This window comes from Streptomyces sp. NPDC031670 (assembly GCF_055580545.1).
Map to the genome: position 1 here is coordinate 21,243 of NZ_JBVILC010000019.1, position 25,554 is coordinate 46,796.

Below are 25,554 nucleotides of genomic sequence, written 5' to 3' on the forward strand. Positions count from 1 at the left end.
ATGCGGGCGCCTCTTTCCTGCATGAACCGGGACCTTTTGCCCCATTCGGGGACCTGAGCGGTCCTCTCGCTGCAGGATCCCGCTGTGCCAGCGTGAGAGGCGGACCCTTGGCGGCGTTTTGAGGAGGAACCATGGAAGGCACCACGAGCGGCCCGGGACTCGGCTCCGTCGTAGTCGGCGTCGACGGCTCCGAGCCGGCCCGCCAGGCAGCTCTGTGGGCAGCGACCGAGGCCGCGCGCCGCGAGCGTCCGCTGCACATCGTGTACGGGTCCGATACGGACGGCCGGGTGCTCTACGTCTCGGCCGAGACCATCGAGCAGGTCCGCCAGGCGGGCCGTGAACTGCTGGACGCCACCGCCACCGCGGTGGCGGAGCAGTTTCCCAGCCTGAAGGTCAACACCGAGTTCAGCCGCAGGGCACCCGTCCCGAGCCTCCACCGGTCCGCGGGCCTTCACGGCACCATCGTGGTCGGCAACCGCGGCGCGGGCGGATTCAGCTCACTCATGCTCGGCTCGGTCGGGCTGAAGGTCGCCGCGGGTGCGAATACGACCGTCATCATCGTCAGAGGCACCGGCAACGGCACCGAGACCGGTGTGGTGCTCGCTGCCGTCCGCGACGAACACGACCTCGAATCCGCACGGTACGCCGCACGGGAAGCCGAGCTCCGCAAGGGCTCACTGCGGCTGCTGCACGTGTGGAACATCCTGCAGTCCGTCGGCATGGTCGCGACCATGCTCGACGACGTGGACCAAATCGCCGGCGAGCAGGTCCATCACCTGAACGCAGTGGGGGATCGGATCCGCGAGGAGTTCCCAGACATGACCGTGCACGTGGACGCCGAGAAGAGCGTGTCCGTGGCCAGTGTCCTGGTCGAGGCGTCGCCCGGGGCGGACCTGCTGGTGATGGGCGGCCGGCGGTCACCCAGCTACCTCGGGCCAACCCTCGGGCGGGTCACGCACACCCTGGTCCACCACGCGAACTGTCCCGTGCAGCTCATTCCGCGCCACAGCCAGGAGCACGGGAGCGAGTCGTGACGGCCCGGGGCACCCACGAGAAGATCGTCGTCGGTCTCGACCCGGCCGGGGACTGGCGTCTTCCCCTGGCCTGGGCGGTGGACGAGGCCGGCCGACGCCGGATCGGACTGCGGCTCGTCGTCGCCGTACCTTCGCAGCACGACACTCAGCACGTCGACGACACGCCCCGCAGCATGGCCCTGCACCAGGCCGCCTCGGAAACCCTCAGCGCCGCTGCCGCCTGGAGCAGGGAGCGCCACCCGGAAGTCGAACCGGTCGCGGACCTGGTCGACGGGTTCCCCGCTCCGGCGATAGGCCGACTGTCCAAGCAGGCCCGCATGATCGTCCTCGGTTCACGCCACCTGAGCCGTACCACCGAGTTCCTCAGCGCCGGCTCGCTCGTAGTCCCCGTCACCGCGCAAGCGCAGTGTCCGGTCGTCGTCGTGGGCGACGCCGAGCACGTCACGCAGCAGCCGCCCTACCTGGTGGTGGGCATCGACGGTAGCGAATCATCGAAGGCGGCGCTGGCGCTGGCGTTCGAGGAGGCAGATCTCAGAGGAGCCAAGCTGCGTGCCGTTTCCGTGTGGCAGGCTCCGGTCTTCCTGCTCCGTGACGAGGAGGTTGCGCTCCAGGCGCAGCGACGGATGTTGTCGGAGACGACGGCAGGCTGGTCGCCGAAGTACCCGGACGTCGTGTTGACGCACGAGATACACATCGGGCACCCGGTGGAGGAGCTGGCCGGTGCCGCCGAGCACGCACTTGCGGTGGTCGTGGGCCGGCGAGGCCGGGGTGGCTACACCGGTATGCGGCTCGGATCGGTCGTCCATGGGCTACTGCACCGGGCGCACTGCCCGGTGATCACGGTTCCTGTCGTGTGAGGACGGTCGTGACGACGTCCGCCGCTCAGCAGGCGTCCGCTCCCGCAGGACCCCACAGGGGTCTGACGGAGGCGGAGGCGGCGCGTCGGCTCGCCGCGCACGGCCGCAACGAGGTGGCGGCCGCCAGGACCGTTCCGCTGTATGCCGGAGTGCTCGCGGGGATGCACTGATCCTTGTGCTGCTGGGAGCCGTCGTGCTGACCCTCGCGATCGGCGACCGTGCCAACGCGGTGGTCATCGCGCTGGTGATCGTGGTGACCACCACCGTTGGCGTCGCGCAGGAGATCCGGGCCGACAACGCCGTGGCCGCCCTGTCCGCCCTCTCCGCACCCAACGCGCGGGTCCTGCGTGACTCCTCCCCGGGGGAGGTTCCAGCCGCAGAAGTCGTTCCCGGTGGTGTACTCCTCCTCGGCGAAGGCGACATCGTCGCGGCCGACGCCGAACTCGCTGAAGCCTCTGCCTTGTTGGTCGACGAGTCCGTGCTCACCGGCGAATCGGTGGCCGTGGACAAAGCCCCCGGCGTCCGGTTGAGCGCCGGGACGGTCGTCGTCCGGGGGCGAGGCGCGGCAATGGTGACGGCCACGGGAGCTGACAGCGCGCTCGGCTGCATCGCCGCCCTGCTCGATGGCAGGCGTGAGCCGACGCCATTGCAGCGCCGCCTCGGAGCCCTGGGCCGTGTCCTCGCCGCAGTCACCCTGGCCCTCTGCCTGGTCGTGTTCGTACTCGGCCTCGCGCGAGGCCTGGCGGCTGGCACGATGGCCGTGACGGTTGTCAGCCTCGCGGTGGCGGCTGTCCCCGAATCCCTACCGGCCTGGTCACCCTGTCCCTGGCATTGCGCGCGCGGTGGATGGCGGAGCGGCATGCTCTGGTGAGGCGGCTTCCCGCCGTGGAGACGCTGGGCTCGGTGACTGTCCTGGCCACGGACAAGACCGGCACCCTCACCGAGGGGCGCATGGTCGTCCAGCATGTGTGGACGCCACGCGTCACGTTTGACTTCTTCGGTGTCGGCTACGAACCGGAAGGCGACGTGCGAGTGGAAGGCAGACGGCCGACTTCCGACGAACTCGATCCCTGCTCCACAGTGCCGGGGGAGTTCTCGTTCACCCTGCCTGCCTCCGTGCCGGTGCCGCACAGTCCGTGGATCAAGCCGCCAGACCAACGCCGAGGAGCTTGGCGGCTTGTCCTAGGGTGCCAGGCATGACGTGTCGGTAGGTCTTGAACGTGATCTCGATGCTTTTGTGCCCCATCCACTCAGCGACATGAGGCCGAATCTCCTGCGGAGAACGTTCCGGCGGGCGGGAGTGAGGGGGCTCTTGGAGGTGCTCTTCGAGCGCCCGAGGTTCCCCAGGTGTGACCAGGTGGGGTGGGCTTTGCCAGGGACCGATGCTGACCCAATGATGACTTTGGTGACCCGGGGCGTCTTGTCAGCCGGCGCGCACTGTAGCCGCTGCGGAGAATCCCCCGCGACGCCTGCGACTGGCGGCCAGGATGCCCACTTCCGGGTGACCCCCCGGTCCGGCTTCGCCGCCGCCGCGTCGTGCGTGCTTGAGCATCACCAGCAGGTCCGGTCTCGTCCTGGCCGTGAAACCGCCGGTCACCGGGAGCCTGCCGATGCACATCATGCTCATCGCGAGCGCGTTCAACAGCCTGACGCAACGGGCTCACGCGGAACTGCGCGACCACGGGCACAGCGTGACCGTGGAGCTGGCCCTCCAGGACGTGCCCCTGTGGGACGCCGTCTCCCGCCACCAGCCCGATCTCGTCGTGGCGCCCATGTTGAAGAGTGCCATCCCGCCAGAGGTATGGGAGGCGTACACGTGCCTCATCGTTCACCCGGGCCCCGTCGGTGACCGCGGACCGTCCTCCCTGGATTGGGCGATCCACGAGAAGGTGAGCCGGTGGGGCGTGACCGTCCTACAGGCCAATGCCGAAATGGACGCAGGCGACGTCTGGGCGTCGGTCGCCTGCCCGGTGCCGCCCGTGGGCAAGGGGGACCTGTACCGCAACGAGGTGTCCGACGCCGCGCTGGCCGCGATCCTCCTGGCCGTCGAACGCTTCGCCTCGGGTACGTTCTCGCCTCAGCCTCAGCCTCAGACCGGCGGAGGGGAAGAGGGCGTCGCCCGCAGTCGGGCCTACTTCGACCAGGGGCTGCGCCGCATCCGCTGGGAGTCGGATGCCACCGAGGTCGTCGTCCGCAAACTACGCGCGGCCGACTCGTTCCCCGGTGTGCTGGATGAACTGCTGGGCAAGGAGTGGTATTTGCACGGCGGTCACCCGGAGGACGGACTGCGTGGCCGCCCGGGGGAGCTGCTGGCCACCAGGTCGGGGGCGATCTGCCGGGCCACCGCCGATGGCGCCGTGTGGATCCCCGAGCTGCGGCCCCGGCGCGTACCCGGGGGACCGGCCACGTTCAAGCTCCCCGCCGTTCTGGCCCTGGGCGACAGCCTGCCCAGGCTGCGCGAACACCCCGCTCCGCCGGACGCGGACGCCTCCCTCCGAACCTGGGCCGACATTCGCTACCGGGAGGACGGCCCCGTCGGCTTCCTCTCCTTCTCCTTCCCCGGCGGCGCCATGAGCACCTCGCACTGCCGCCGTCTGCTGTGCGCCTACCGGATGGCCTGCTCCCGGCCCACCTCTGTGCTGGTCCTCGGTGGCAGCCGGGACTTCTTTTCCAATGGAATCCATCTGAACGTGATCGAGGCCGCCGACGACCCCGGCGCGGAGTCCTGGGCCAACATCAACGCCATGGACGACCTGGTGGAGGCCGTTCTGACGACCACCGATCGGCTGGTGGTGTCCGCAGTGGGCGGCAATGCGGCCGCAGGTGGGGTGATGCTGGCCCTGGCTGCGGATGAGGTGTGGTGCAGGCGGGGCGCGGTGCTGAACCCGCACTACCGCCTGATGGGCCTGTACGGCTCCGAGTACTGGACTTACACGCTGCCCGGCCGGGTGGGCCCCGCGGTGGCCGACAGGCTCATGCGGGAGGCCCTCCCGGTGAGCGCCGCAGCCGGACTGGGGCTCGGCCTGGTGGACCGTATGGTCGAATGCGGGCCACAGGACTTTGCCGCCGAGACCGGCCGCCTGGCCGCTCAGCTCGCGTCCTCAGCCGCGACGCAGGCGCGTATCGCAGCCAAGAAGGCCCAACGGGAGCGGCGCGAGGCGGCCAAGCCGCTGGCCTCCTACCGGGAGGAGGAACTGGCCCACATGCTCCGTACTTTCTCGGACCCGGACGCCCCTTACCACTCGCTGCGCAGGGCCTTCGTATGCAAGTACCCCGCGGCCCGGACGCCGCCCCACATCGGCGTGGCCCTCCCCGGGAGGAGGGCGGCGCCCCAGGCGTCCTCACGCTGAGGCGGTACCGGATCCGCCCCCGGCGCTGTCGCGGGGTGACCGGCTGCCTGCTATCAAGAAATGCGAAGGGAATATGAACCGCTTCGTCGTATTCCTCCCCGTAGGAGGCTTGGCCCCATGGATGCAGCAACGCCGACCCCGGCCCCGTCCGAGACCGTCCCCAGCACCCCCGAGGGGGACGAGTCCCCGATCCACATCCTCTGGATCAACGCGGGGCTGAGTTGCGATGGCGATTCGGTAGCCCTGACGGCCGCGATGCAGCCGAGCATCGAGGAGATCGTGCTCGGCGTGCTGCCCGGCTTGCCGAAGATCGCGGTCCACTGGCCTCTTATCGACTTCGAGTGCGGACCGGTGGGTGGGGCGGACACGTTCATCGAGTGGTTCTTCAAAGGCGAGCGCGGTGAGATCGACCCGTTCGTGCTGGTCGTCGAGGGATCCATTCCCAATGAGTCGATCAAGCCGGAGGGGTACTGGTGCGGGTTCGGCGACAACCCGGAGACCGGCCAGCCGATCACGACCAGCGAGTGGATCGACCGCCTGGCACCCAAGGCGTTGGCGGTCGTCGCCATCGGAACCTGTGCCACGTACGGCGGCATCCACGCGATGGCGGGCAACCCGACCGGTGCCATGGGGGTACCCGACTACCTGGGCTGGGACTGGAAGTCGAAGGCCGGCATCCCGATCGTGTGCGTACCGGGCTGCCCGATCCAGCCCGACAACTTCTCCGAGACCCTCACCTACCTCCTCTACCAGGCCGCGGGATCCGCCCCGATGATTCCGCTGGACGACAAGCTGCGTCCGACGTGGCTGTTCGGGGCCACGGTGCACGAAGGGTGCGACCGGGCCGGCTACTACGAGCAGGGCCAGTTCGCCACCACGTACGACTCGCCCAAGTGCCTTGTCAAGCTGGGCTGCTGGGGGCCCGTCGTCAAGTGCAACGTGCCCAAGCGCGGGTGGATGAACGGCATCGGCGGCTGCCCCAACGTCGGCGGCATCTGCATCGCCTGCACCATGCCGGGTTTCCCCGACAAGTTCATGCCGTTCATGGACGAGCCGCCCGGCGGCAAGGTCTCCAGCGCGGCCAGCGGTGCGTACGGAGCCGTCGTCCGCAAACTCCGCTCCGTCACGGCCAGGACCGTGGACAAGGAGCCGAAGTGGCGTCACGCGGGAGACGAGCTGACGACCGGCTACCGGCCGCCCTGGTGACCGGCCCCGGACGCGCGACGCGCACACCACCACCCCGGCCCCACCTCAGCTGCGGACCCGGCCGGCCCCGGCTGATCATCCCGTCCTGATCCGACCCCCCTCCGTAACGAAGTCTTGAAGAAGGGCGCTGCGCAGACGATGGCACCGACGACGAAGACCGGCGACGACGGCAGTGGCCTGGTGGAGATGGCCTGGGATCCGATCACCCGGATCGTGGGCAGTCTCGGCATCCACACGAAGATCGACTTCAAGCAGAAGCGGGTGGCGGAGTGCTACAGCACCTCGTCGGTCTTCCGCGGCTACAGCGTCTTCATGCGCGGCAAGGACCCCCGTGACGCGCACTTCATCACCAGCCGCATCTGCGGCATCTGCGGCGACAACCACGCCACCTGCTCGGTGTACGCGCAGAACATGGCCTACGGCGTCAAGCCCCCGCACCTCGCCGAGTGGATCATCAATCTCGGTGAGTCCGCCGAGTACATGTTCGACCACAACATCTTCCAGGAGAACCTGGTCGGGGTCGACTACTGCGAGAAGATGGTCCGCGAGACCAACCCGGGGGTCCTGGAACTGGCCGAGCGCACCGAGGCCCCGCACGCCGGCGACCACGGCTACAAGACCATCGCCGACATCATGCGCTCCCTCAATCCCATCGAGGGCGAGTTCTACCGCGAAGCGCTGCAAGTCAGCCGGTACACGCGGGAGATGTTCTGCCTGATGGAGGGCCGCCACGTGCACCCCTCCACCCTCTACCCGGGCGGCGTGGGCACCATCGCGTCCGTCCAGCTCTTCACTGACTACCTCAGCCGCCTCATGCGTTACGTCGAGTTCATGAAGCGCGTCGTCCCGCTCCACGACGACCTCTTCGACTTCTTCTACGAAGCCCTTCCCGGGTACGAGGAGGTCGGCCGCCGGCGCGTGCTGCTCGGCTGCTGGGGCGCCCTCAACGACCCCGAGTACTGCGACTTCACGTACGCCAACATGACCGACTGGGGACGGAAGATGTTCGTCACCCCGGGCATCGTCGTGGACGGCAAGCTGGTCACCAACGACCTCACCGAGATCAACCTCGGCATCCGCATCCTCCTGGGCAGCTCGTACTACGAGGACTGGGCCGGGAAGGAGCAGTTCGTCACGCACGACCCGCTCGGCAATCCCGTCGACCCTCGCCACCCGTGGAACCAGCACACGATCCCGGCCCCCCAGAAGCGGGACTTCAACGGCAACTACAGCTGGGTGATGTCGCCGCGCTGGTTCGACGGCAAGGACTACCTCGCTCTTGACACCGGAGGCGGCCCCATCGCCCGCCTGTGGTCGACCGCCCTGTCGGGCCTCGTCGACGTAGGCTATGTCAAGGCCACCGGGCACAGCGTCGTCATCACCCTGCCCCGCACCATGACCAAGCCCGAGACCCGCTTCGAGTGGAAGATCCCGAAGTGGAGCAACGCGCTGGAACGCAACCGTGCCCGCACGTACTTCCAGGCATACGCCGCGGCCATCGCGTTGCACTGCGCGGAGCAGGGTCTGGCGGAGGTGCGCGCCGGACGCACCCAGACCTGGGAGAAGTTCGAGGTACCGGACGAGGGCCTGGGCGTCGGCTTCACCGAGGCGGTACGCGGTGTCCTCTCGCACCACATGGTGATCCGCGACGGCAAGATCGCCAACTACCACCCCTACCCGCCGACCCCGTGGAACGCCAGCACCCGCGACACCTATGGAACCCCTGGGCCCTACGAGGACGCCGTGCAGAACACGCCCATCTTCGAGGAGAACCCGCCGGAGAACTTCAAGGGCATCGACATCATGCGCGCCGTCCGCAGCTTCGACCCCTGCCTGCCCTGCGGCGTCCACATGTACGTGGGCGGCGGCAAGACCGTGCAGAAGATGCACATGCCGACCGGCCTGAGCGGCCTGGCCGGATGAGCGCGACCGAGGCTCCGCGGTCTCCGAGCGCGGAGGAGGCCGGGCGGCGCGTCGAAGAGATCCTCGACCGGCTGACCGCCGCCGGAGACCCCGCGGCGGCTGCGGCGGCCGAGGAACTGGTCCGGGTCCTGATGGACTTCTACGCCGCGGGCCTCGCCCGGATCGTCACACTGCTGCAGGCCCCCGCGGCGCGCAGGGCGCAGGGCGGCCCGCTGAGCGGGCTGCTCGGCGACGAACTGGTCGCCAGTCTGCTTGTCCTGCACGACGTCCACCCCGAGAACACCTCGGCGCGGATCTCCCGCGCCCTGGAGAGCGTTCAGGGGCATGGTGTGGAGCTCGAACTCCTCGAATTCGACGAAGCGACCGGCACCCTGCGGCTGCGCTCGACCGCCCCATCCGGCGGCGGCTCAGGCTGCGGCTGCCCCAGCACGGGTTCGTCGCCCCGGCAGGCCGTGGAGGACTTGCTGGCCTGCTTCGCCCCGGAGGTGAGCCACGTGGAACTGGAAGAGGCCCCGTCCTCCCACGAGCCGGCGCTGCTCCAGATCGGCACGCGTCCGCCCACGGGCGCAGCGGGCCGGTCGGCTCCGGCGACGGCGCCGTGAGTGCGCCGCAGGCCCGGCCACAGCACCCGGCACCCGGCGCGCGGACGCGGGGGTTGCGCCGGTTCGCGGGACCGCGTGCGCCGCAGCCGGAACGGTGCGAATTGTGTGGAGTGGCGGTCCCGGACGACAACCACCGCCACCTCGTGGACACCGAGAGGCGCTCCCTGGCCTGTGCCTGTACCCCGTGCTCCCTGCTCTTCGCACAGCCCGGCGCCGGCGGTGGCCGCTATCGCACGGTCCCGGACCGCTATCTGGCCGACCCGGGCCACGCCTTCGACGCCGCTGCCTGGGACCTCCTGCAGATTCCGGTCGGGGTCGCCTTCTTCTTCCGCAACGCCGCACTGGACCGGCTGGTCGCGCTCTACCCCAGCCCGGCCGGCGCCACGGAAAGCGAACTCGACCCGGCGACCTGGCAGACCGTACTCGGCACCAGCCGGCTGGCCGGCATGCTCGAACCGGATGTGGAGGCGCTGCTGCTGCGCCGCAAGGAAGGCCGCACGGAGTGCTACCTGGTGCCGATCGACGTCTGCTACGAACTGGTGGGCCGAATGCGCCTGCTGTGGCAGGGGTTCGATGGCGGAGCCGAGGCACGGGCCGCTCTGCAGGTGTTCTTCGCGCACGTCGGGCAGCGGGCCCGGGCGCTCACCGAAGGAAGCAGGCCATGACCGAGCTCTCCTTCACCTGCACCGGAGTCCGCGCCGACCCCTACGCCGCCGGCCCCACCCTGGTCTTCCGGCTGCACGTCACCGCGTCAGACGAGACCCGGGTGCACGCCCTAGCGCTCCGCTGCCAGATCCGCATCGAACCGGCCCGCCGCCGTTACGAGGAGCAGGAGGCGGGCAAGCTGGCCGACCTGTTCGGCGAGCGCTCCCGCTGGGGCACCACGCTCCAGCCGGTGCAGTTCGCGCAGGTCTCCCTCATGTCTCCCAGCTTCACCGGGGAGACGGAAATCGACCTCGTCGTGCCCTGCACCTACGACATGGACATCGCCGCGACCAGGTATGCCGAGGCCCTCTCGGGCGGCGAGGTGCCGCTGCTCATGCTCTTCTCGGGAACGGCCTTCACCGGCGCCGGCGGGTTCCGCGTCGAGCCGGTGCCCTGGGACCGCGAAGCTACCTACCGGATGCCCGTGGAGGTATGGCGGGAGATGCTCGAACAGCACTTTCCCGGCTGCGGCTGGATCCGTCTGCCCCGCGACACCATGGATGCCCTTCTCGCGTTCCGCTCGCACCGGGCGCTGCCCTCGTGGGAGGCCACCCTTCGGGCACTCCTGGACGAGGCCGCCCCGGCGGTTCCCCGGACGCCGGCCCGTAGCCTGCCCAGTTCCGGTGCCGTACCGTCGCGCGTCACCGAGAGGACGGCGACATGACCACGGCGGCCGTGTTCAGCCCCGAGGTGGAGTCCCGTTTCGCCACCGCGCGGCAGGTGGCCGACGCCGTCCTCTTCGAAGGCTATGTGCTCTATCCCTACCGTGCCTCGGCGGCCAAGAACCGGCTGCGCTGGCAGTTCGGAGTGCTCGTACCGCCCGCCTGGGGCGCCGACCGTGAGGAACACGCCTTCCAGCGCACCGAATGCCTGATGGAACCCAGAGCGGGCGCCACGCTGGCGGCCGAGGTGCGGTTCCTGCGCGCCCAGCGGCGCACCGTCCAAGAGGCCCGGCCGGACGGTACGTTCGCAACGGTGCCGGAACTGCACCTCCACGACCGCGTCCTGGTCCCCTGGGACGAAGGCACCGAAGAACGCGTCGAGATCGTCGCGACCGTGGCCGAGCTGACCGGAGACGGGATCGTCGTCCCCTTCACCCGGCCCGCCGGTGAAGACACCGAACCGGTTCACGACACGGACGGCACGCTGGTGGGCCGGCTGGTCCGCCGGTACGACGAGGCCGTCGGCGTCGTACGCATGTCCGCGAGCGAACTCGACGGCCCCTACCGGGTGATGCGGCTGACGGCCGTGGTGGAGAACACCAGCACGTGGGCCCCGGCCGACGGGAGCGGCGACCGCGACGCCGCACTGCCTCATTCGCTCGTCTCCACGCACCTCATGCTCTGCCTCGACACCGGCTCGTTCGTCTCGATGACGGACCCGCCGGAGTGGGCCAAGGGCGCGGTGGCGTCCTGCCGGAACCGGAACACCTGGCCGGTGCTGGCCGGCGAGCCCGGCCGCGCCGACGTGGTGCTGTCCTCCCCGATCATTCTGGAGGACCACCCCGCCATCGCCCCGGAAAGCCCGGGGGCGCTCTACGACGCGACCGAGATCGACGAGATCCTCGCCCTGCGCACCGCGGCCCTGACCGATCAGGAGAAGCGCGAGGCCCGCGGGACCGACGCGAAGGCCGCCGCCGTGATCGACCTGGCCGACTCCATGCCGCCCGAGGTCCTGGAACGACTCCACGGAGCGGTCCGCGCCCTGCGCGAGATCACCGAACCGGGCCCGTCCGGTCTCTGCGGGACGGGGCCGCCCATCCCGCCCGACCCGTTCGACGCGCCTGGTGTCTCCCGTCCCGGCACGCCCTGGTGGGACCCCGCGGGCGACGCCGGTCTCGACCCGGCCACCGACCAGGTCCTGGTCGACGGCCGCCCGGTCGCCGCCGGCAGCCGCGTGCTGCTGCGTCCCGGCCTGCGCCGCACCGACGCGCAGGACCTGTTCCTGCACGGGCGCAGCGCCCGGGTCGAGGCCGTACTCCACGACGTGGACGGGGGAGTGCACCTCGCCGTGACCGTCGAAGGCGATCCCGGCGCGGACATCCGCCGCGAACAGGGACGGTTCCTGTACTTCCAACCCGACGAAGTAGCACTCCCGGAGGACGCGTGAACCCCGCCTCGCCCGGCAACGGCCGGATCCTGGTCGCCGGAGTCGGCAATATCTTCCTCGGTGACGACGGCTTCGGCGTGGAGACGGTGCGCGCCCTGGCCGGGCACCAGCTCCCCGAACACGTCGAGGTCGTGGACATCGGAGTACGGGGCGTACACCTCGCGTACCAACTGCTCGACGGATACGACACGCTCATCCTCGTCGACGCCACGGCGCGCGGCGGCGACCCGGGGACCGTGTACCTCATCGACGCGGGAACGGCGGGCGGCATCGAGCCCGAGGGGGCCGTGCTCGACGGGCACCACATGTCGCCCGACGCGGTCCTGGCCCTGCTGGACACCCTGTGTGCCGGAACCGGTGCGACGCCGCCGCGGCGCACGCTGGTGGTGGGATGCGAACCCGCATCCGTCGAGGAGGGGATCGGCCTCAGCCCCGAGGTGGCCGCCGCCGTACCCGAGGCGGTTCGATGCGTCCTCGACCTCGTACGCCAGAGCACCCATGAAGCGTCCGCACACAGTGCCGTGGCCTGACCGGCCGGGACATGAGGAGCACACCATGAAGAAGTCCATGATCGGCAGCGCCGTCGCCGCCACCGTCCTCCTCGCCCTGGTCAGGCAGATCCTGCCCGACGTCAGGCGCTACCTGCGCATCCGCAGGATGTGACGCGGCCGGCTGCACCGAACGGGGGCACGCGGGGCGCGGCATCGGCGAGCCACGGAGCCCGCCCCCGCAGCCCGCCGTGTAATGGTGCCCAGCGGACCGGCCACACCCTTACCGGCCGGCCTCCGCCAGGACGGAGACTGATGCACGAGATGTCCATCGCGATGGCCGTCGTCGGCCAGGTGGAGGAGGCGGCAGCCAAAGCCGGCGGCGTCACCGCCGTCACCTCCGTGCGGCTCCAGGTGGGTGAGCTGGCCGGGGTCGTCCCGGACGCACTGGCCTTCTGCTTCGAGCTCGCCTGCGCGGGGACCGTCCTGGAAGGCGCCGAACTGATCGCCGAATCCGTGCCCGGCCGCGCCCGCTGCGCGACGTGCGTGGACGAATGGGCGGTCGGTGCGCCTCCGCAACTGTGCTGCCCGGCGTGCGGTCAGGCGACAGCCGAGCTTCTCTCCGGCCGTGAGCTGCAGATCGCCAGTGTGCAGTGGGAAGACGGTCCGGCCCGTGACCGCACCCGAGAACCCATCTCCGAGGAGCGCTGAACCATGTGCCGAGTCGTCGACCTGCAACAGGCGGTCCTCGCCAAGAACGAGGCCGCCGCCCATGCGCTGCGCACCGGACTGGCGGCCCGGGGCACCACCGTGGTCAACCTGCTGTCCAGCCCCGGGAGCGGGAAGACGGCCCTGCTGGAACGCGAACTCCTCCTCGCACGTGAGCGAGGAGTGCCGGTCGCCGCGCTGACCGCCGATCTCGCCACGGAGAACGACGCCAGGCGCCTGGCCCGCTCCGGCGTTCCCGTCAAGCAGGTCCTCACCGACGGACTGTGCCACCTCGAGGCGGACATGCTGGGCCGGCATCTCGAGGGATGGCTGCCGGAAACCACCCGGCTGGTGTTCGTGGAGAACGTCGGGAACCTGGTCTGCCCCGCCACCTACGACCTCGGTGAGGCCTTGCGGGTCGTACTCGCTTCGGTCACCGAAGGCGAGGACAAACCGCTGAAGTACCCGACCGCCTTCGGGCTCGCCCAGCTCGTGGTGGTCACCAAGACCGACATCGCCGATGCCGTCGGGTTCGACGAGCCGGCGTTCCGCGCCCACGTCGAGCAGGTCAACCCCGGAGTGGAGGTGGTCCTGACCTCCGCCCGCCGGGGCGAAGGGGTGGGCGTGCTGCTCGACCGGGCGATGGCGGTGGCGGACGGAGAGCCGGCACACGAACCGGTCATGGGCCGGCAGAACCGCGATCACCACCACCACGGGGACGGCTCCCGGCAGATGAACGGTTCGCACACCCATCCCCACCCCCACGACCGTGCGGATGATCCCCGGCAGTCCGCGTACGCGGCATCCGCCGGCCCCGCCGCCCGGCCCCGGGCGTGAACGCTCCGCACCCGGGCACGGTTGACGCCCCCGCGCCACAGCGCCGCCGGGTCATGGTCCGGGGTGTCGTACAAGGCGTGGGCTTCCGACCGTTCCTGTACAGCCTGGCCACGGCCATGGAGCTGTCCGGCCACGTGAGCAACACCGCTGAAGGCGTGGTGGCGGAGGTCGAGGGGGCGCCGTCCGCTGTGGCACTGTTCTGCGACCGGATCGCCGCGGAAGCCCCCCCGCTGGCCGTGGTGGAGTCCGTCGACCACCAGGACGTTCCCGCCTCCGGCGGTGCGGGGTTCACCATCATCGCCTCCCGGTCTGAGGGACGGGGGCGCACGCTGGTTTCGCCGGACGTGGCCACCTGCGCTGCATGCCTCGCTGAACTGGGCGATCCGGCCGACCGGCGCCACCGCCACCCGTTCATCACCTGCACGCACTGCGGTCCGCGCTTCACCATCGTCACCGGCCTGCCGTACGACCGGTCCCACACCACCATGGCCGGCTTCCCGATGTGTCCCGACTGCGCCCGCGAGTACGCCGATCCGGCCGACCGCCGGTTCCACGCGCAGCCCGTCGCCTGCCCCGACTGCGGGCCCCGCCTGCGTCTGCTGCGCACCGCCGGGGGTGGCACCCCCAGTGAGGTGCCCGTCGCGGACCCCGTCGCGGAGGCCCGCAGGCTCCTGGCCGACGGCGCCATCCTCGCCGTCAAGGGCCTCGGCGGCTACCACCTGGCATGCGACGCCTCCCATGCCGAAGCCGTGGCCCTGCTGCGCCGCCGTAAGGCCCGCGGCGACAAGCCCTTCGCCCTCATGGCCCGCGACACCGCCGATATCGAGCACCTCGTGCACATCGGCCCTGCGGAGCGCGTACTGCTGACCGGCGGGGTGCGGCCCATCGTCCTGTTGCGGCGCCGGGCGGCGCCGCCACCGCGGGTCGGGGCCCCAGGAGTGTCGGACGCGGTCGCGCCCGGCAGTCCGGACCTGGGTGTCATGCTCCCGTACACACCCCTGCACCACCTGCTGCTCGGCTTGCCCACAGACCCCGCCGGGCCACGCCTGCTCGTCATGACCAGCGGGAACACGGCCGGCGAACCCATCGTCACCGACGACGCCGAGGCACTGGAGCGGCTGGCTCACCTGGCCGACGCCTGGCTCACGCACGACCGCCCGATCCAGGTGCCGTGCGACGACTCCCTGGTGCGGGTGTGCGACGGAGAACGGATGATCCTGCGCCGGTCACGCGGCTACGCCCCCCTGCCGATCGTCCTGCCGGTGCCCGTCAGGCCGACCCTCGCGGTCGGGGGAGACCTGAAGAACGCGTTCGGCCTGGCCGACGGGCGCCGGGCCTGGCTGTCCGCCCACATCGGGGACATGGACGACCTCGCCACGCAGTACGCCTTCGAGCGCGCCGAGCGGCAGCTGGAGTCGATCACGGGGGTGGAACCCCTGGCGCTGGCCGCCGACCGACACCCCGGCTACCGCTCCGGCCAATGGGCCGAGCGGCAGGCGGCCGGCCGGCCGCTCGTGCGGGTGCAGCACCATCACGCCCACGTCGCGGCGGCAATGGCCGAACACGGACTGGACGGCACCCACCAGGTGATCGGCGTCGCCTTCGACGGCACCGGATACGGCGACGACGGGGCAGTGTGGGGCGGGGAGTTCCTGCTCGCCGACTACGACGGTTTCACCCGGTTCGCCCACCTCGCCTATGTCCCGCTGCCCGGCGGCGACGCCGCCGTGCACCGGCCCTACCGCATGGCACTGGCCCACCTGCGCGCGGCCGGCATCGCCTGGACGGACGACCTGCCCTGCGTAGCGGTCTGCCCACCCGACGAAAGGCGGGTGCTGGAAGCCCAGATGGAGCGGGACCTGAACTGCACACCCACCTCCAGCATGGGCCGGCTCTTCGACGCCGTTTCCTCGCTCGCGGGGGTGTGCCACCGGGCCGGATACGAGGCGCAGGCCGCCGTCGAACTGGAGGCCGCGGCGCTCACCGCCAAGACCGCCGCGGACGGCCGTACCGGCTACGCGTTCGCCCTCCGACCCCCTGAAAGGGCCGTCGGGGCCACGTGGACCGCCGACCCCGCGCCTGTCATGGCGGCGATCGTGGATGACGTACGCGCCGGTGTCCCTCCGGCACTCGTCGCGGCACGCTTCCACCGTGCGGTCGCCGCCCTCGTCCACCGCACCTGCGTCGTGGCCCGCGAGCGGCACGGGCTGGACAGTGTCGCCCTGACCGGCGGCGTGTTCGCCAACGTTCTGCTCTCCTCGGCCTGCGCCGAGGCGCTGCGGAAGGACGGTTTCACGGTGCTGCGCCACCACCAGGTGCCGCCGAACGACGGGGGACTGGCGCTCGGCCAGCTGGTGATCGCCGGACACAGAACCGCCGACTGACGCCCCACCCGCAAGGCGGGGGCACGGACCACCACAGCGAGGAGAAACCCCCATGTGCCTGGCGGTACCCGGGAAAGTGATGGACATCGAGGTTCGTGACGGCACTCGTATGGCCACCGTCGACTTCGGCGGCGTCGTGAAGGAGGTGTGCCTGGAATACCTGCCGGACCTCCAGGTCGGCGAGTACGCCATCGTGCACGTCGGGTTCGCCCTCCAGCGCCTGGACGAGCAGTCGGCGAGGCAGACGCTCGACCTCTTCGCGACTCTCGGGATGCTCCAGGAGGAGTTCGCAGACCCGTGGGAACTGGCCGCGGAGGCGGGCGGAGCCCAGTGGCCCGATGGAAGTGAAGCACCGCAGGAGGCCCAGAAGTGAAGTACATCGACGAGTTCCAGAACCCCGACCTGGCCCAGCGCCTGCTCGACGACATCCATTCCACGGTGACCAGACCATGGGCCCTCATGGAGGTGTGCGGGGGACAGACGCACACGATCATCCGGCACGGCATCGACCAGCTTCTCCCCGATCTGGTGGAGTTGATCCACGGGCCGGGCTGCCCTGTGTGTGTCACTCCGCTGGAGGTCATCGACAAGGCGCTGGAGATCGCCTCCCGCCCCGAGGTGATCTTCTGTTCGTTCGGGGACATGCTCCGCGTGCCCGGCACCGGCCGCGACCTGTTCCAGGTCCGCGGTGAGGGAGGCGACGTACGGGTGGTGTACTCCCCACTCGACGCCTTGCGGATCGCCCGGGAGAACCCGGACCGCGAGGTGGTGTTCTTCGGTATCGGCTTCGAAACCACCGCGCCGCCCAACGCCATGACGGTCCACCAAGCTCGCCGGCTGGGCATCGGGAACTTCAGCCTGCTGGTGTCCCACGTGCGGGTCCCTCCGGCGATCGAGGCGATCATGCAGTCCCCGGACTGCCGGGTCCAGGCCTTCCTCGCGGCCGGACACGTCTGCAGCGTCATGGGCGTCGGTGAGTACCCTGCGCTGGCCGACCGGTACCGCGTCCCCATCGTGGTCACCGGATTCGAGCCGCTGGACATCCTGGAAGGCGTACGCCGGACCGTACGGCAGCTGGAGCGCGGCGAGCACACGGTCGAGAACGCCTACTCGCGTGCGGTCCGGCCCGAAGGGAACCCCTCCGCCCTGGCCATGCTGGAGGACGTGTTCGAGGTCACCGACCGGGCCTGGCGCGGTATCGGAGTGATCCCCGACAGCGGCTGGCGGCTGTCCCCCCGCTACCGGGACTACGACGCCGAGTACCGCTTCTCGGTGACCGGCATCCACACCCAGGAGCCGGCCGAGTGCCGTAGTGGCGAGGTGCTGCAAGGCCTGCTGAAGCCGAACGAGTGCGAGGCGTTCGGTACCACCTGCACTCCCCGCAGCCCGCTGGGGGCCACCATGGTCTCCAGCGAGGGGGCGTGTGCCGCGTACTACCTCTACCGGCGTCTCGACACCACCACCGCCCCCCTGGAGGCGAGCCCCGTTGCCTGACATCACCGAGCTCCGTGTGCCGGACCTCACCGCCTGGACCTGTCCGGCTCCGCTGCGCGACCATCCCCGTGTGGTGATGGGCCACGGGGGCGGCGGTGCACTCTCCGCCGAATTGGTGCAGCACATCTTCGCGCCCGCCTTCGGCGGAGCGGTCCTGGCTCAGCTGGGCGACTCCGCCGCCGTGTCGCTCGGCGGAGCCCGACTGGCCTTCTCCACCGACTCCTTCGTGGTTCGGCCACTGTTCTTCCCCGGCGGGAGCATCGGTGACCTCGCCGTCAACGGCACCGTCAACGACCTGGCCATGAGCGGCGCCCGGGCCGCGTACCTGTCCTGCGGATTCATCTTGGAGGAGGGTGTCGAGGTCGCCCTGGTGGGACGCGTGGCCGAGGCCATGGGGGCGGCTGCGCGGGCAGCGGGGGTGGAAGTCGCGACCGGCGACACCAAGGTCGTGGAAGCCGGTCACGGGGACGGCATCTACATCAACACCTCCGGGATCGGTCTCATCCCGGCAGGGGTCGACCTGAGGCCCCAGCGTGTCGTCCCCGGCGACGTGGTGATCGTCAGCGGTGACATCGGCGTCCACGGCGTGACGATCATGAGTGTGCGCGAGGGCCTGGAGTTCGGCGTCGAGATCGAGAGCGACTGCGCGGCCCTCGGTGGACTCGTCGAGGCCATGCTGGCGGTCACCACGGACCTGCGCGTCCTGCGGGATCCCACCCGCGGTGGCCTGGCCGCCGCGCTCAACGAGATCGCGGCTGCTTCCGGCACCGGTGTGGTCATCCAGGAACGCAGTGTTCCTGTCCCGCCGACCGTGGCCAATGCCTGTGCCATCCTGGGTCTGGATCCGCTGTACGTGGCCAACGAGGGCAAGCTGGTCGCGTTCGTTCCCCGCGAACACGCGGACGCGGTTCTGGACGCGATGCGCGCGCACCCCCTGGGCGCGGCGGCGACGGTGATCGGTGAGGCGGTGGAGGCACACCCCGGCATGGTGGTGGCCCGCACGGCCCTCGGGGGCACACGCGTGGTCGACCTGCCGATGGGGGAGCAGCTGCCCCGGATCTGCTGACCGCCGCCTGACCGCGCCGCCGCGGGGGCGCGGTGGCGCGAGCCGGGCTGTTCTAACCCCGCTTGTGCTTGTCGGGCGGGTCCTGCGGGTCCACGCCTGTGAAGGCGGAGGCGTCCTTGCTGCCGCTGGGGCGCCGGGAGCGGCCCTTGCGTCCCCGGTCGTGCATGCCTTCCTCGTCCTTCGCCATGGCGTGGTCCTCCCCCCGGTCGCTGACGCTCTCGACGGTGTCACCCGGGACCGGCTTCTTCTCCTCCCGGGAGGTCTTCCGGCCCGGGCCCTTCTCAGGGGCGTACTCGTCCGGATGGAACGAACGGTGCGCGCTCGGGTTGTCCTGCTGGCGCGTCTCGTCCACATCCGGTGCCCAGCCGTGCTGGTGCTTGCCCTGGTGCCTGCTCGGCCCCTTGCCGTGTGACGGCTGGGACGACTCCGGCTTCTTCGCCATAACGTGGCCTGCCTGTCCTGTGACGGTGATGGCCGACGGGTACGCGCGCCATCCCATGAATAGAGCGATTCTCCCAACTTGTGCGGAAAATGGCCATATGGGGCACGGTCCTGCCGCCGGGCCGATGAGGGGAGAGCGGGGGAGGTCCGGGCGGTAGGCGTGGCCGGCGCTGAGCCTGGAGCTGCGCCGAGGAGGGGATGACGGCAGGCTGGGGTCGTACTGAAGCGGCTTGACGCCCAGGGTGGTGCCGCCGAAGGACCCCAGGCGATGTGCGTCGAGGAGTATCGACTTCAGCGTGTCGTAGGCATTCGACTGGGCTGCGAGACCCATGCCGTTGCATTCCATCGTCCGGATGAAGCCGTCCACCACCTTGTGGTCGAACGTGTTCATCCGACGGGTTGCGACGGCAGGGAAGAGGTGGTGCTGGAGGAGCGAGTCGAGGTGGCTGGGCGACGCCGCAGCAAGGTGACGCCGGCAGGCCTTGCCCTCGGCGGTGTACTCCCGGAACCGCATCTGACCGTACTTCTCGACGCGCTCGCTCTTCGCCTGGTTCACCGAGGCGGCCTTGCTGACAGTGTGCTGACCGTCAGCGATCCGAGGCCCGCTTGAGCTGCGAAAACGTTGCTGTGCCGCGCTTTGTTCCGGCTGCCGCGGGATCGCCTTGGAGGCGGGGCAGCACTTGAGGCCAGCCCGTGGCGTGCCTACCCGGGCCGGCCGCGGCCCGGATCAGCTGATCAGGGCATGAGTACGATGCGCCCGCGCAGGCCGCCGAAGGCCAGGGCGTCGTGGGCCGCGGCGGCTTGCGCGAACGGCATCGTCCGGTCCACCCGCAGGGTGAGACCGCCCGCGTCCGCAAGCGCGGCCAACTCGGCGAGCCGCACCGCGTCGCTGTGTACCTGGACCTGCGAAATCCGGATCCCGCGCTCCGCTTCTGGACCCGCGCCGCGAACACTGACAAACGCGCCGCCGTCTCGCACTGCACCGATCACTGACCCTCCCAAGGCGGCTGCATCGATCAGTCCGTCGACTCTGCGGGGAACGGCTGCGCGGATCGCCGCGGTGGGGTCCTCGGAGCGCGGAACGAAGATGTCGGCCCCGAACTTGCGCACAAGTTCCTCGTCCTGCGGCCCGGCGACGGCGACGACCTGCAGACCGCGCGTGACCGCGAGTTCGACAAGGTAACCGCCCACGGCGCCCGCCGCACCGGTGATCGCCACCGTGGCACCGTCGGCCGCGCCGAGCAGATCCAGGGCCTGCCAGGCAGTGAGTCCGTTCAGTGGGAGTGTCGCCGCCTCGACCGGCGTTGCGTGCCGGGGCGCGGCGGCGACCGCTGTGGCGGGCAGGACGACGTACTCGGCATGCGTGCCCGCCTGGGTCTCTGGCCAGTCGGACAGGCCGATCACGGCGTCGCCAACCGTGAAGCCGCGGACACCGCAGCCCAGGGCGTCGACGGTGCCCGCGACATCGAGACCCGGAATGTAGTAGTCCTTTGCGGGGACGCGGGAGGCCAGGGCGCCGGAGCGGATCAAGGCGTCGGCGGGATTCAAGGAGGCCGCCGCGACCAGGATGCGGATCTGACCGTCACCTGGCTCAGGGACTGGCACTTCGGCGACGCGGAGCACGTCGGAGCCACCATATTCGGACACGATGACAGCACGCATCTCTACGTCCTCTCTGAAGGTGCCGTGACCGGGCAGGTCCCGGCAGGCTGTCATTGGAACCTGGACGACCGGTTTCTCATTCCGCCGGGGCGGCATGAAAACCAGCGGAGTCTGTCCGGCCGAAGAAGGCATGGCTTCGGCGAGTCTCGGCCTGCCTGCCGGAGGGCCAGTTCAGCGACGGGTGCGGGGAGCCCGACGGGGACGGCGCGGAGGCGGATACGGACGGTTTCGTCCATCTCCGCGATGTGGTCGACGGTGAGCCGGGAGATCGCTGCGGGCCACTGGGCACAGAGAAGCAACAGCAGGCCGGCGAGACGGCCTTCGGGCTTGACGGTCTCGTCGTGCAGCAGGCGTCGGGCGGTTGCCCAGCGGGCCTCGTCGTCCATCGGCTGGGAGGGGCCGTTCCATCGCTCGGCCGGCGGCCGGGATGTGACCGCCCTCGCCCGGCAGCCGTGTTGCTACCAGACCCACCGCTGCCCCGGCGAAGAGGAGCAGGGGCAGCGGCCACCACCACGGCGGAAGTTCCCAGCCCAGGGTGTGCGGAAGCCCGGCACACAGCACGTGTTCCAGTTCGTGCAGCCCACCATGAACCAGAACGCGGCGAGGGACACTGGGATACCGATGAGTGCGCACAGCACGAGCGCCATGAGGTAGCCGGGCGTCCGGAGCATGCCCCTCAGCAGATCTGCCTCCTGCGGCTGCGTCCCGTCGGCGGTCACGGCTCCTCCTCCGGGTACTTGGGAGCCTCACCCCGGCGGCGCAGCCCGACGCGGACCGCGCCGAAGAGGGCCTTGGCCAACACGCCCACCACGATCAGATCCGCGAGCATCTGCACGGTGGTCAGCGCACGGCTGGTGCCGGTGGTGGGCGCGATGTCGCCGAAGCCGACGGTCGCGAACACCGTGACCGTGAAGTACAGCGCGTCGGTCCGGCTCAGCGGCTCCGAGAACGACGACGGCCGGTTGTCGGAGAGCAGGAAGTACGTTGCGGAGAACAGCACGAGGAAGAGCGGCACAGCGGTGGCCAGCGCCTCGAACGCCCGCAGCCGCGGATACTCCGCATGGGTGATGGCGGCGATCTGCCAGGCCGCGAGACAGCCGAAGAGCGCCAGCCCCAGCACGAGCATCACCGCGGTGCCGACGCCCACTCCTCGGTCCAGCGGGGCCAGGTAGTACAGCGCGATCAGCAGAACCGCCGAGGCCACCGAACGCAGCAGATGGCCGGCGAGGGCGCGGCGGCGGCGCCGGTCGCCCGGGCCTGCGCGTTCCATGGGCCGCTCCGGTGTACGCGTGGTGCTGTCGGGCGCCCGGCGCGCCCGGCGCCTGCCCGCCCTCTGCTTCAGGAGAGGCGGGGACGGACGGTCCCGCCACCGGAGGCGGAGGGGCCCCGGCGGCTCTCCTCCGGAGTGCGACCTCGTCCTACCGAAGGTAGGAAGGGATCACCCCCGTGATCGGAGACAGGCATGGACGACTACCCACTCCTCAACCTCTTCTGGACGATGCTGTGGCTGTTCCTGTGGGTGATGTGGTTCTTCCTGCTCTTCAAGGTGGCCACCGACATCTTCCGCGACCACAGCCTCGGCGGCTGGGCCAAGGCGGGATGGCTGGTCTTCGTGCTCGTCCTGCCCTACCTCGGTGTTTTCGTCTATCTCATCGCCCGTGGACAGGGCATGGGACAGCGCGACGTGAAGCAGCTCAAGCAGCAGGAGGACGCGTTCCAGCAGTACGTCCGCAACGCGGCCGGAACCGGCGGGGGCGGTTCGGTGGAGGAGCTGAGCAAGCTCTCCGCGCTCAAGGACAAGGGCGACATCACTCCGGAGGAGTACGAGCGCGCCAAGGCCAAGGTCCTGGCGTGAGGCCGGTGTGCCGCCGCTCCCGCCTCAGGGCGATGGCGTGGGTCCCTCGATCTGTTCGCTGATCCATTGCATGCTGCTCGCTTCCATCCCCTTCACTTACGTCACAGCGTTGTGCCGGCCGCCTTCCTCGGTCAAAAATCGGTGATTTCCCGGCGACCTCGCCACCGCAGGGCGATTTGGTGATCTGCCCGTCGACGGTGATGTCGGCCAGGTCGAGGCCCACGACACGGTCGTAGGTCTCCAGCACGATCTGCTCCAGCCCTGCGAAGACACCGGCCGCGATCCACTCGTTGCGTCGGGTTCTCATCGTGGTTGCCGAGCACGAATGATCGGCGTGCTTCTCGTACGAGCCGTCGAAGACGAGTTTCGCGACGAGCTTGTCGAACCCGACCGGTGCCTGCGGCACATCAGCCTGACGCCTCCACCCGCGAAATCTCTTACCGATTGACCAAACTCAGGAGCAGTTGGGGGACGTCAGCTACTTCGGTGACCACGGGCACGTTCCGCGGAGCGTGGCCCTGCTGCTGGCCGCGGTGGCGGGCATCCTGCTCACCGTGCCGGGGGGCAGCGAGCAGATCATGCGGTTGCGCGCGACCGCCCGCAAGTACCGCCAGGCCCACCACAGGGCTGTGAAGGCCGAGGTCAAGGGCTCGCCGAAGGCCGGCGGTAGCCCGGACTACCGGGAGGTGGCCACAGGCCGCGACTTGTAGAAGGACTCCTCCAAGTAGGCGACCTCGTGCGGCTGGTAGGGCTCCTCCAAGTAGGCGGCCTCGTCCTCGTCGAGTGCGACGTCCACCGCAGCCAGTGCGTCGGCCAGTTGGGCCGGCTTGGTGACCCCGACGATGGGCGAGGTCACCGCCGGGTTGCGCATGACCCAGGTCAGAGCGACCTGGGCCGGGGACAGACCACGCTTGCCCGCGATCTCGTGGACGCGCTCGGCCACTGCCTGGTCCCCGTCGCGGTAGAGGATCTTGCCGCCCTCGTCGGTATTGGCACGCGCCGTGGCGGTGTCCCGGACCCGCGTCAGCCTGCCCCGCGCCAGCGGGCTCCACGGGATCACGCCGACGCCCTGGTCGGCGCAGAGCGGGAGCATCTCCCGCTCCGCTTCCCGGTGGATGAGGTTGTAGTGGTCCTGCATCGACACGAACCGGGTCCAGCCGTTCAGATCGGCCAGGTACAGGGCCTTGGCGAACTGCCAGGCGTACATGGAAGAGGCTCCGATGTAGCGGACCTTCCCGGACTTGACCGCGTCGTGCAGCGCCTCGAGGGTTTCCTCGATCGGGGTGTCGTAGTCCCAGCGGTGGATCTGGTACAGGTCGATGTAGTCGGTCCCCAGCCGCTTCAGGGAGGCGTCGAGCTCGGCGAAGATCGCCTTGCGGGACAGCCCGGCCCCGTTCGGACCGGGGCGCATCCGCATCCAGACCTTGGTAGAGAGAACGACCTCCTCGCGCCGGGTGAAGTCCTTGACCGCCTGGCCGACGATCTCCTCGCTGCTTCCGGCGCTGTACCCATTGGCCGTGTCGAGGAAGTTGACGCCGCCCTCCAGGGCCTGCTTGATGATGTCCCGGCTGGCGTCCGCGCTCAGCGACCAGGGCTCACCACCCCGCTCCGGCTCGCCGAAGCTCATGCAGCCGAGGGCGATGGCGGAGACTTCCAGCCCGGTCGTTCCGAGTTTGATGTATCGCATGCGCCGAAACTAGGAGTTGGAGTGCGTTCTAACGCAAACTCAGAGGCGTGGGGCGTGCTCCGCTGGACCGGGCGGCGGTATCGCAGCACCCGCGACCGCGCCCCTACCCGCGGAATCCCTTATTCCAGCGCTGCGCCGACAATGGCGTGGGCACCGCTCCGGCATGTGTGAAGCGCAACGTTCACACACCGTACGTGACGGTGACGAACAACTGCGGCAAGCCCATGCATCTTCAGGTCGTCATCAAGCGCGCCCCCGACGGCGCCTGCTCCTACGTGGCGAACGGCAAGAGCTTCACACAGCTGTCCTGCGGCTATGCGTCCTCCACGCGGCATTGAATCCCCGGTTGTGGTGGCGTGGAGGCCACGCGGCTGGCGTGCATGGTGACTGTGTCGAGCGCGACGTCGTCGGCGTGGTGGAGCCAGATGTGTCGGCCCAGGCGTTGTGAGTTTTCGACGCCGCGGCGGGCGATGCGCGGGGTGATGTTCCGCTCGCGGAGCCATCGGCGAAGGTGGGGATAGTCGTAGCCCTTGTCGCCGTGAAGCTTCGCCGGTCGGTGGCGCCGTGGTCCGTGCTGGCTGCGGACGGGCGGAATTCCCATGACCAGGGGTTGCAGGGCCAGGCTGTCATGGGTGTTGGCAGCCGAGATGGCGACGGAGACGGGCAGGCCGGAGCGGTCGACGATGAGGTGGATTTTCGATCCCGTCTTGCCGCGGTCGGTCGGATTCGGTCCGGTCAGCTGCCCCCTTTGAGGGCGCGGACGCTGACGGAGTCAACGGCGAATCGTGACCGGTCCAGGGCGCCCTGGGCACCGGGTTCGTCGAGGATGACGCGGTGCAGACGGGCCCAGACGCGCTGCTGGCTCCAATGCGCGAATCGTCGGTAGACGGTGGGCGAAGCTGACCCGAACACCGGAGGCAACTGCCGCCAGGAGCAACCAGACGTGGCCACGAACACGATCGGGGTCAGACATTCACGGTCCCCGGCCCGTCGATGGCCTCCGCCCTGCGGACGCACCACCACCGTCTCCGGCACCACCCGCCGAAACAACGCCCACAACTCATCCGAGACCAGATGCCCAACAAGACTCGTCATACCAACACAACGGCTTCCCTCGCCAAAGGAAACTTCGTCCAAGACGGTGTC

27 protein-coding genes and 3 pseudogenes are annotated in these 25,554 nt (G+C 69.9%); 22 read left to right on the plus strand and 8 right to left on the minus strand.

The genetic code is table 11. The features are described 5' to 3' along the window. Positions 1-131: 131 nt before the first annotated feature. Genes ACZ5ID_RS28630 through ACZ5ID_RS28645 form a run of 4 tightly spaced genes read left to right on the plus strand, consistent with a single transcriptional unit; the run spans position 132 to position 2,762 of the window. Positions 132-1,034, plus strand: a complete 903-nt coding sequence (locus tag ACZ5ID_RS28630; RefSeq protein ID WP_468903524.1) for a universal stress protein — start codon at positions 132-134, stop codon at positions 1,032-1,034. Then, positions 1,031-1,891 carry a universal stress protein gene (locus tag ACZ5ID_RS28635; protein ID WP_468903526.1) on the plus strand — a complete coding sequence of 287 codons (861 nt, stop codon included), beginning with the start codon at positions 1,031-1,033 and terminating at the stop codon, positions 1,889-1,891. The genes ACZ5ID_RS28630 and ACZ5ID_RS28635 overlap by 4 nt, the downstream gene beginning before the upstream one ends. A gap of 8 nt (positions 1,892-1,899) precedes the next feature. Continuing rightward, positions 1,900-2,061, plus strand: coding sequence for a cation-transporting P-type ATPase (locus tag ACZ5ID_RS28640; RefSeq protein WP_468903528.1), 162 nt, complete (start codon positions 1,900-1,902; stop codon positions 2,059-2,061). A gap of 5 nt (positions 2,062-2,066) precedes the next feature. After that, entirely contained in the window at positions 2,067-2,762 is a 696-nt protein-coding gene (locus ACZ5ID_RS28645; protein ID WP_468903530.1) for an HAD-IC family P-type ATPase, read from the plus strand. A 270-nt stretch (positions 2,763-3,032) separates the two neighbouring features. Here the strand turns inward: ACZ5ID_RS28645 and ACZ5ID_RS28650 are convergent. Next, a pseudogene (locus tag ACZ5ID_RS28650) lies at positions 3,033-3,149 on the minus strand (tyrosine-type recombinase/integrase); the annotation flags it as partial. 352 nt (positions 3,150-3,501) lie between these two features. Between ACZ5ID_RS28650 and ACZ5ID_RS28655 the strand changes: the two are divergent. The 15 genes from ACZ5ID_RS28655 (at position 3,502) to hypE (ending at position 18,763) form a co-directional block, all read left to right on the plus strand. Then, positions 3,502-5,241, plus strand: a complete 1,740-nt coding sequence (locus ACZ5ID_RS28655; RefSeq protein ID WP_468903694.1) for a hydrogenase maturation protein — start codon at positions 3,502-3,504, stop codon at positions 5,239-5,241. A 117-nt stretch (positions 5,242-5,358) separates the two neighbouring features. Continuing rightward, positions 5,359-6,447, plus strand: a complete 1,089-nt coding sequence (locus ACZ5ID_RS28660) for an NADH-quinone oxidoreductase subunit B family protein (protein ID WP_468903532.1) — start codon at positions 5,359-5,361, stop codon at positions 6,445-6,447. A gap of 138 nt (positions 6,448-6,585) precedes the next feature. Continuing rightward, positions 6,586-8,370, plus strand: a complete 1,785-nt coding sequence (locus ACZ5ID_RS28665) for a nickel-dependent hydrogenase large subunit (protein WP_468903534.1) — start codon at positions 6,586-6,588, stop codon at positions 8,368-8,370. Further along, positions 8,367-8,972 (plus strand): hypothetical protein, encoded by a 606-nt coding sequence (locus ACZ5ID_RS28670; RefSeq protein ID WP_468903537.1) that lies wholly within the window; start codon positions 8,367-8,369, stop codon positions 8,970-8,972. The genes ACZ5ID_RS28665 and ACZ5ID_RS28670 overlap by 4 nt, the downstream gene beginning before the upstream one ends. Beyond that, positions 8,969-9,637, plus strand: coding sequence for a DUF5947 family protein (locus ACZ5ID_RS28675; RefSeq protein WP_468903539.1), 669 nt, complete (start codon positions 8,969-8,971; stop codon positions 9,635-9,637). The genes ACZ5ID_RS28670 and ACZ5ID_RS28675 overlap by 4 nt, the downstream gene beginning before the upstream one ends. Continuing rightward, complete coding sequence (locus ACZ5ID_RS28680; RefSeq protein ID WP_468903541.1) at positions 9,634-10,341, plus strand: DUF6084 family protein; 708 nt, start codon at positions 9,634-9,636, stop codon at positions 10,339-10,341. The genes ACZ5ID_RS28675 and ACZ5ID_RS28680 overlap by 4 nt, the downstream gene beginning before the upstream one ends. Then, the gene (locus ACZ5ID_RS28685) at positions 10,338-11,786 is read left to right on the plus strand and encodes a hypothetical protein (RefSeq protein ID WP_468903544.1); all 1,449 of its coding nucleotides are present in this window, start codon (positions 10,338-10,340) and stop codon (positions 11,784-11,786) included. The genes ACZ5ID_RS28680 and ACZ5ID_RS28685 overlap by 4 nt, the downstream gene beginning before the upstream one ends. Then, entirely contained in the window at positions 11,783-12,316 is a 534-nt protein-coding gene (locus ACZ5ID_RS28690) for a hydrogenase maturation protease (protein WP_468903546.1), read from the plus strand. Before ACZ5ID_RS28685 ends, ACZ5ID_RS28690 begins: the two co-directional genes overlap by 4 nt. 25 nt (positions 12,317-12,341) lie before the next feature. Next, complete coding sequence (locus tag ACZ5ID_RS28695) at positions 12,342-12,449, plus strand: DUF6893 family small protein (RefSeq protein WP_468903548.1); 108 nt, start codon at positions 12,342-12,344, stop codon at positions 12,447-12,449. A gap of 140 nt (positions 12,450-12,589) precedes the next feature. Then, positions 12,590-12,985, plus strand: coding sequence for a hydrogenase maturation nickel metallochaperone HypA (gene hypA / locus ACZ5ID_RS28700; RefSeq protein ID WP_389890828.1), 396 nt, complete (start codon positions 12,590-12,592; stop codon positions 12,983-12,985). Between the two features lie 3 nt (positions 12,986-12,988). Next, the gene (hypB, locus tag ACZ5ID_RS28705) at positions 12,989-13,819 is read left to right on the plus strand and encodes a hydrogenase nickel incorporation protein HypB (protein WP_468903551.1); all 831 of its coding nucleotides are present in this window, start codon (positions 12,989-12,991) and stop codon (positions 13,817-13,819) included. Between the two features lie 53 nt (positions 13,820-13,872). Next, positions 13,873-16,203: a carbamoyltransferase HypF gene (gene hypF, locus ACZ5ID_RS28710; protein WP_468903696.1), complete on the plus strand. Its 2,331-nt coding sequence runs from the start codon at positions 13,873-13,875 to the stop codon at positions 16,201-16,203. A gap of 52 nt (positions 16,204-16,255) precedes the next feature. Then, positions 16,256-16,576: a HypC/HybG/HupF family hydrogenase formation chaperone gene (locus ACZ5ID_RS28715; RefSeq protein WP_358812587.1), complete on the plus strand. Its 321-nt coding sequence runs from the start codon at positions 16,256-16,258 to the stop codon at positions 16,574-16,576. Further along, a complete protein-coding gene (gene hypD / locus ACZ5ID_RS28720; RefSeq protein WP_468903554.1) occupies positions 16,573-17,697 on the plus strand; it encodes a hydrogenase formation protein HypD in 1,125 nt (374 codons plus the stop codon). The genes ACZ5ID_RS28715 and hypD overlap by 4 nt, the downstream gene beginning before the upstream one ends. Further along, complete coding sequence (hypE, locus tag ACZ5ID_RS28725) at positions 17,690-18,763, plus strand: hydrogenase expression/formation protein HypE (RefSeq protein WP_468903556.1); 1,074 nt, start codon at positions 17,690-17,692, stop codon at positions 18,761-18,763. The genes hypD and hypE overlap by 8 nt, the downstream gene beginning before the upstream one ends. 52 nt (positions 18,764-18,815) lie before the next feature. Here the strand turns inward: hypE and ACZ5ID_RS28730 are convergent, their stop codons facing one another. From ACZ5ID_RS28730 to ACZ5ID_RS28745, 4 genes are all read right to left on the minus strand, one after another. Further along, entirely contained in the window at positions 18,816-19,760 is a 945-nt protein-coding gene (locus tag ACZ5ID_RS28730; protein WP_468903558.1) for a hypothetical protein, read from the minus strand. Positions 19,761-19,939: 179 nt separating this feature from the next. Further along, a complete protein-coding gene (locus ACZ5ID_RS28735) occupies positions 19,940-20,866 on the minus strand; it encodes an NADP-dependent oxidoreductase (protein WP_468903560.1) in 927 nt (308 codons plus the stop codon). Between the two features lie 458 nt (positions 20,867-21,324). Further along, entirely contained in the window at positions 21,325-21,585 is a 261-nt protein-coding gene (locus tag ACZ5ID_RS28740) for a hypothetical protein (protein ID WP_468903562.1), read from the minus strand. After that, positions 21,582-22,136 (minus strand): potassium channel family protein, encoded by a 555-nt coding sequence (locus tag ACZ5ID_RS28745; protein ID WP_468903566.1) that lies wholly within the window; start codon positions 22,134-22,136, stop codon positions 21,582-21,584. Before ACZ5ID_RS28745 ends, ACZ5ID_RS28740 begins: the two co-directional genes overlap by 4 nt. 192 nt (positions 22,137-22,328) lie before the next feature. Between ACZ5ID_RS28745 and ACZ5ID_RS28750 the strand changes: the two genes are divergently transcribed. Continuing rightward, positions 22,329-22,721 carry an SHOCT domain-containing protein gene (locus ACZ5ID_RS28750; RefSeq protein ID WP_468903568.1) on the plus strand — a complete coding sequence of 131 codons (393 nt, stop codon included), beginning with the start codon at positions 22,329-22,331 and terminating at the stop codon, positions 22,719-22,721. A gap of 136 nt (positions 22,722-22,857) precedes the next feature. Here the strand turns inward: ACZ5ID_RS28750 and ACZ5ID_RS28755 are convergent. Beyond that, positions 22,858-23,103: pseudogene (locus tag ACZ5ID_RS28755) on the minus strand (IS5/IS1182 family transposase); the annotation flags it as partial. Positions 23,104-23,185: 82 nt separating this feature from the next. Here ACZ5ID_RS28755 and ACZ5ID_RS28760 point away from each other — a divergent pair. Then, on the plus strand, positions 23,186-23,431 hold the full coding sequence (locus ACZ5ID_RS28760) for a LapA family protein (protein WP_468903570.1): 246 nt from the start codon (positions 23,186-23,188) through the stop codon (positions 23,429-23,431). On the opposite strand, the gene ACZ5ID_RS28765 is transcribed toward ACZ5ID_RS28760, so the two are convergent. Next, positions 23,398-24,408, minus strand: coding sequence for an aldo/keto reductase (locus ACZ5ID_RS28765; RefSeq protein WP_468903572.1), 1,011 nt, complete (start codon positions 24,406-24,408; stop codon positions 23,398-23,400). The genes ACZ5ID_RS28760 and ACZ5ID_RS28765 overlap by 34 nt on opposite strands. A gap of 146 nt (positions 24,409-24,554) precedes the next feature. Between ACZ5ID_RS28765 and ACZ5ID_RS28770 the strand changes: the two genes are divergently transcribed. After that, a complete protein-coding gene (locus tag ACZ5ID_RS28770; RefSeq protein WP_468903574.1) occupies positions 24,555-24,746 on the plus strand; it encodes a hypothetical protein in 192 nt (63 codons plus the stop codon). Positions 24,747-24,826: 80 nt separating this feature from the next. On the opposite strand, the pseudogene ACZ5ID_RS28775 reads toward ACZ5ID_RS28770, so the two are convergent. Next, positions 24,827-25,503, minus strand: a pseudogene (locus ACZ5ID_RS28775) (IS5 family transposase); the annotation flags it as partial. Positions 25,504-25,554: the final 51 nt, after the last annotated feature.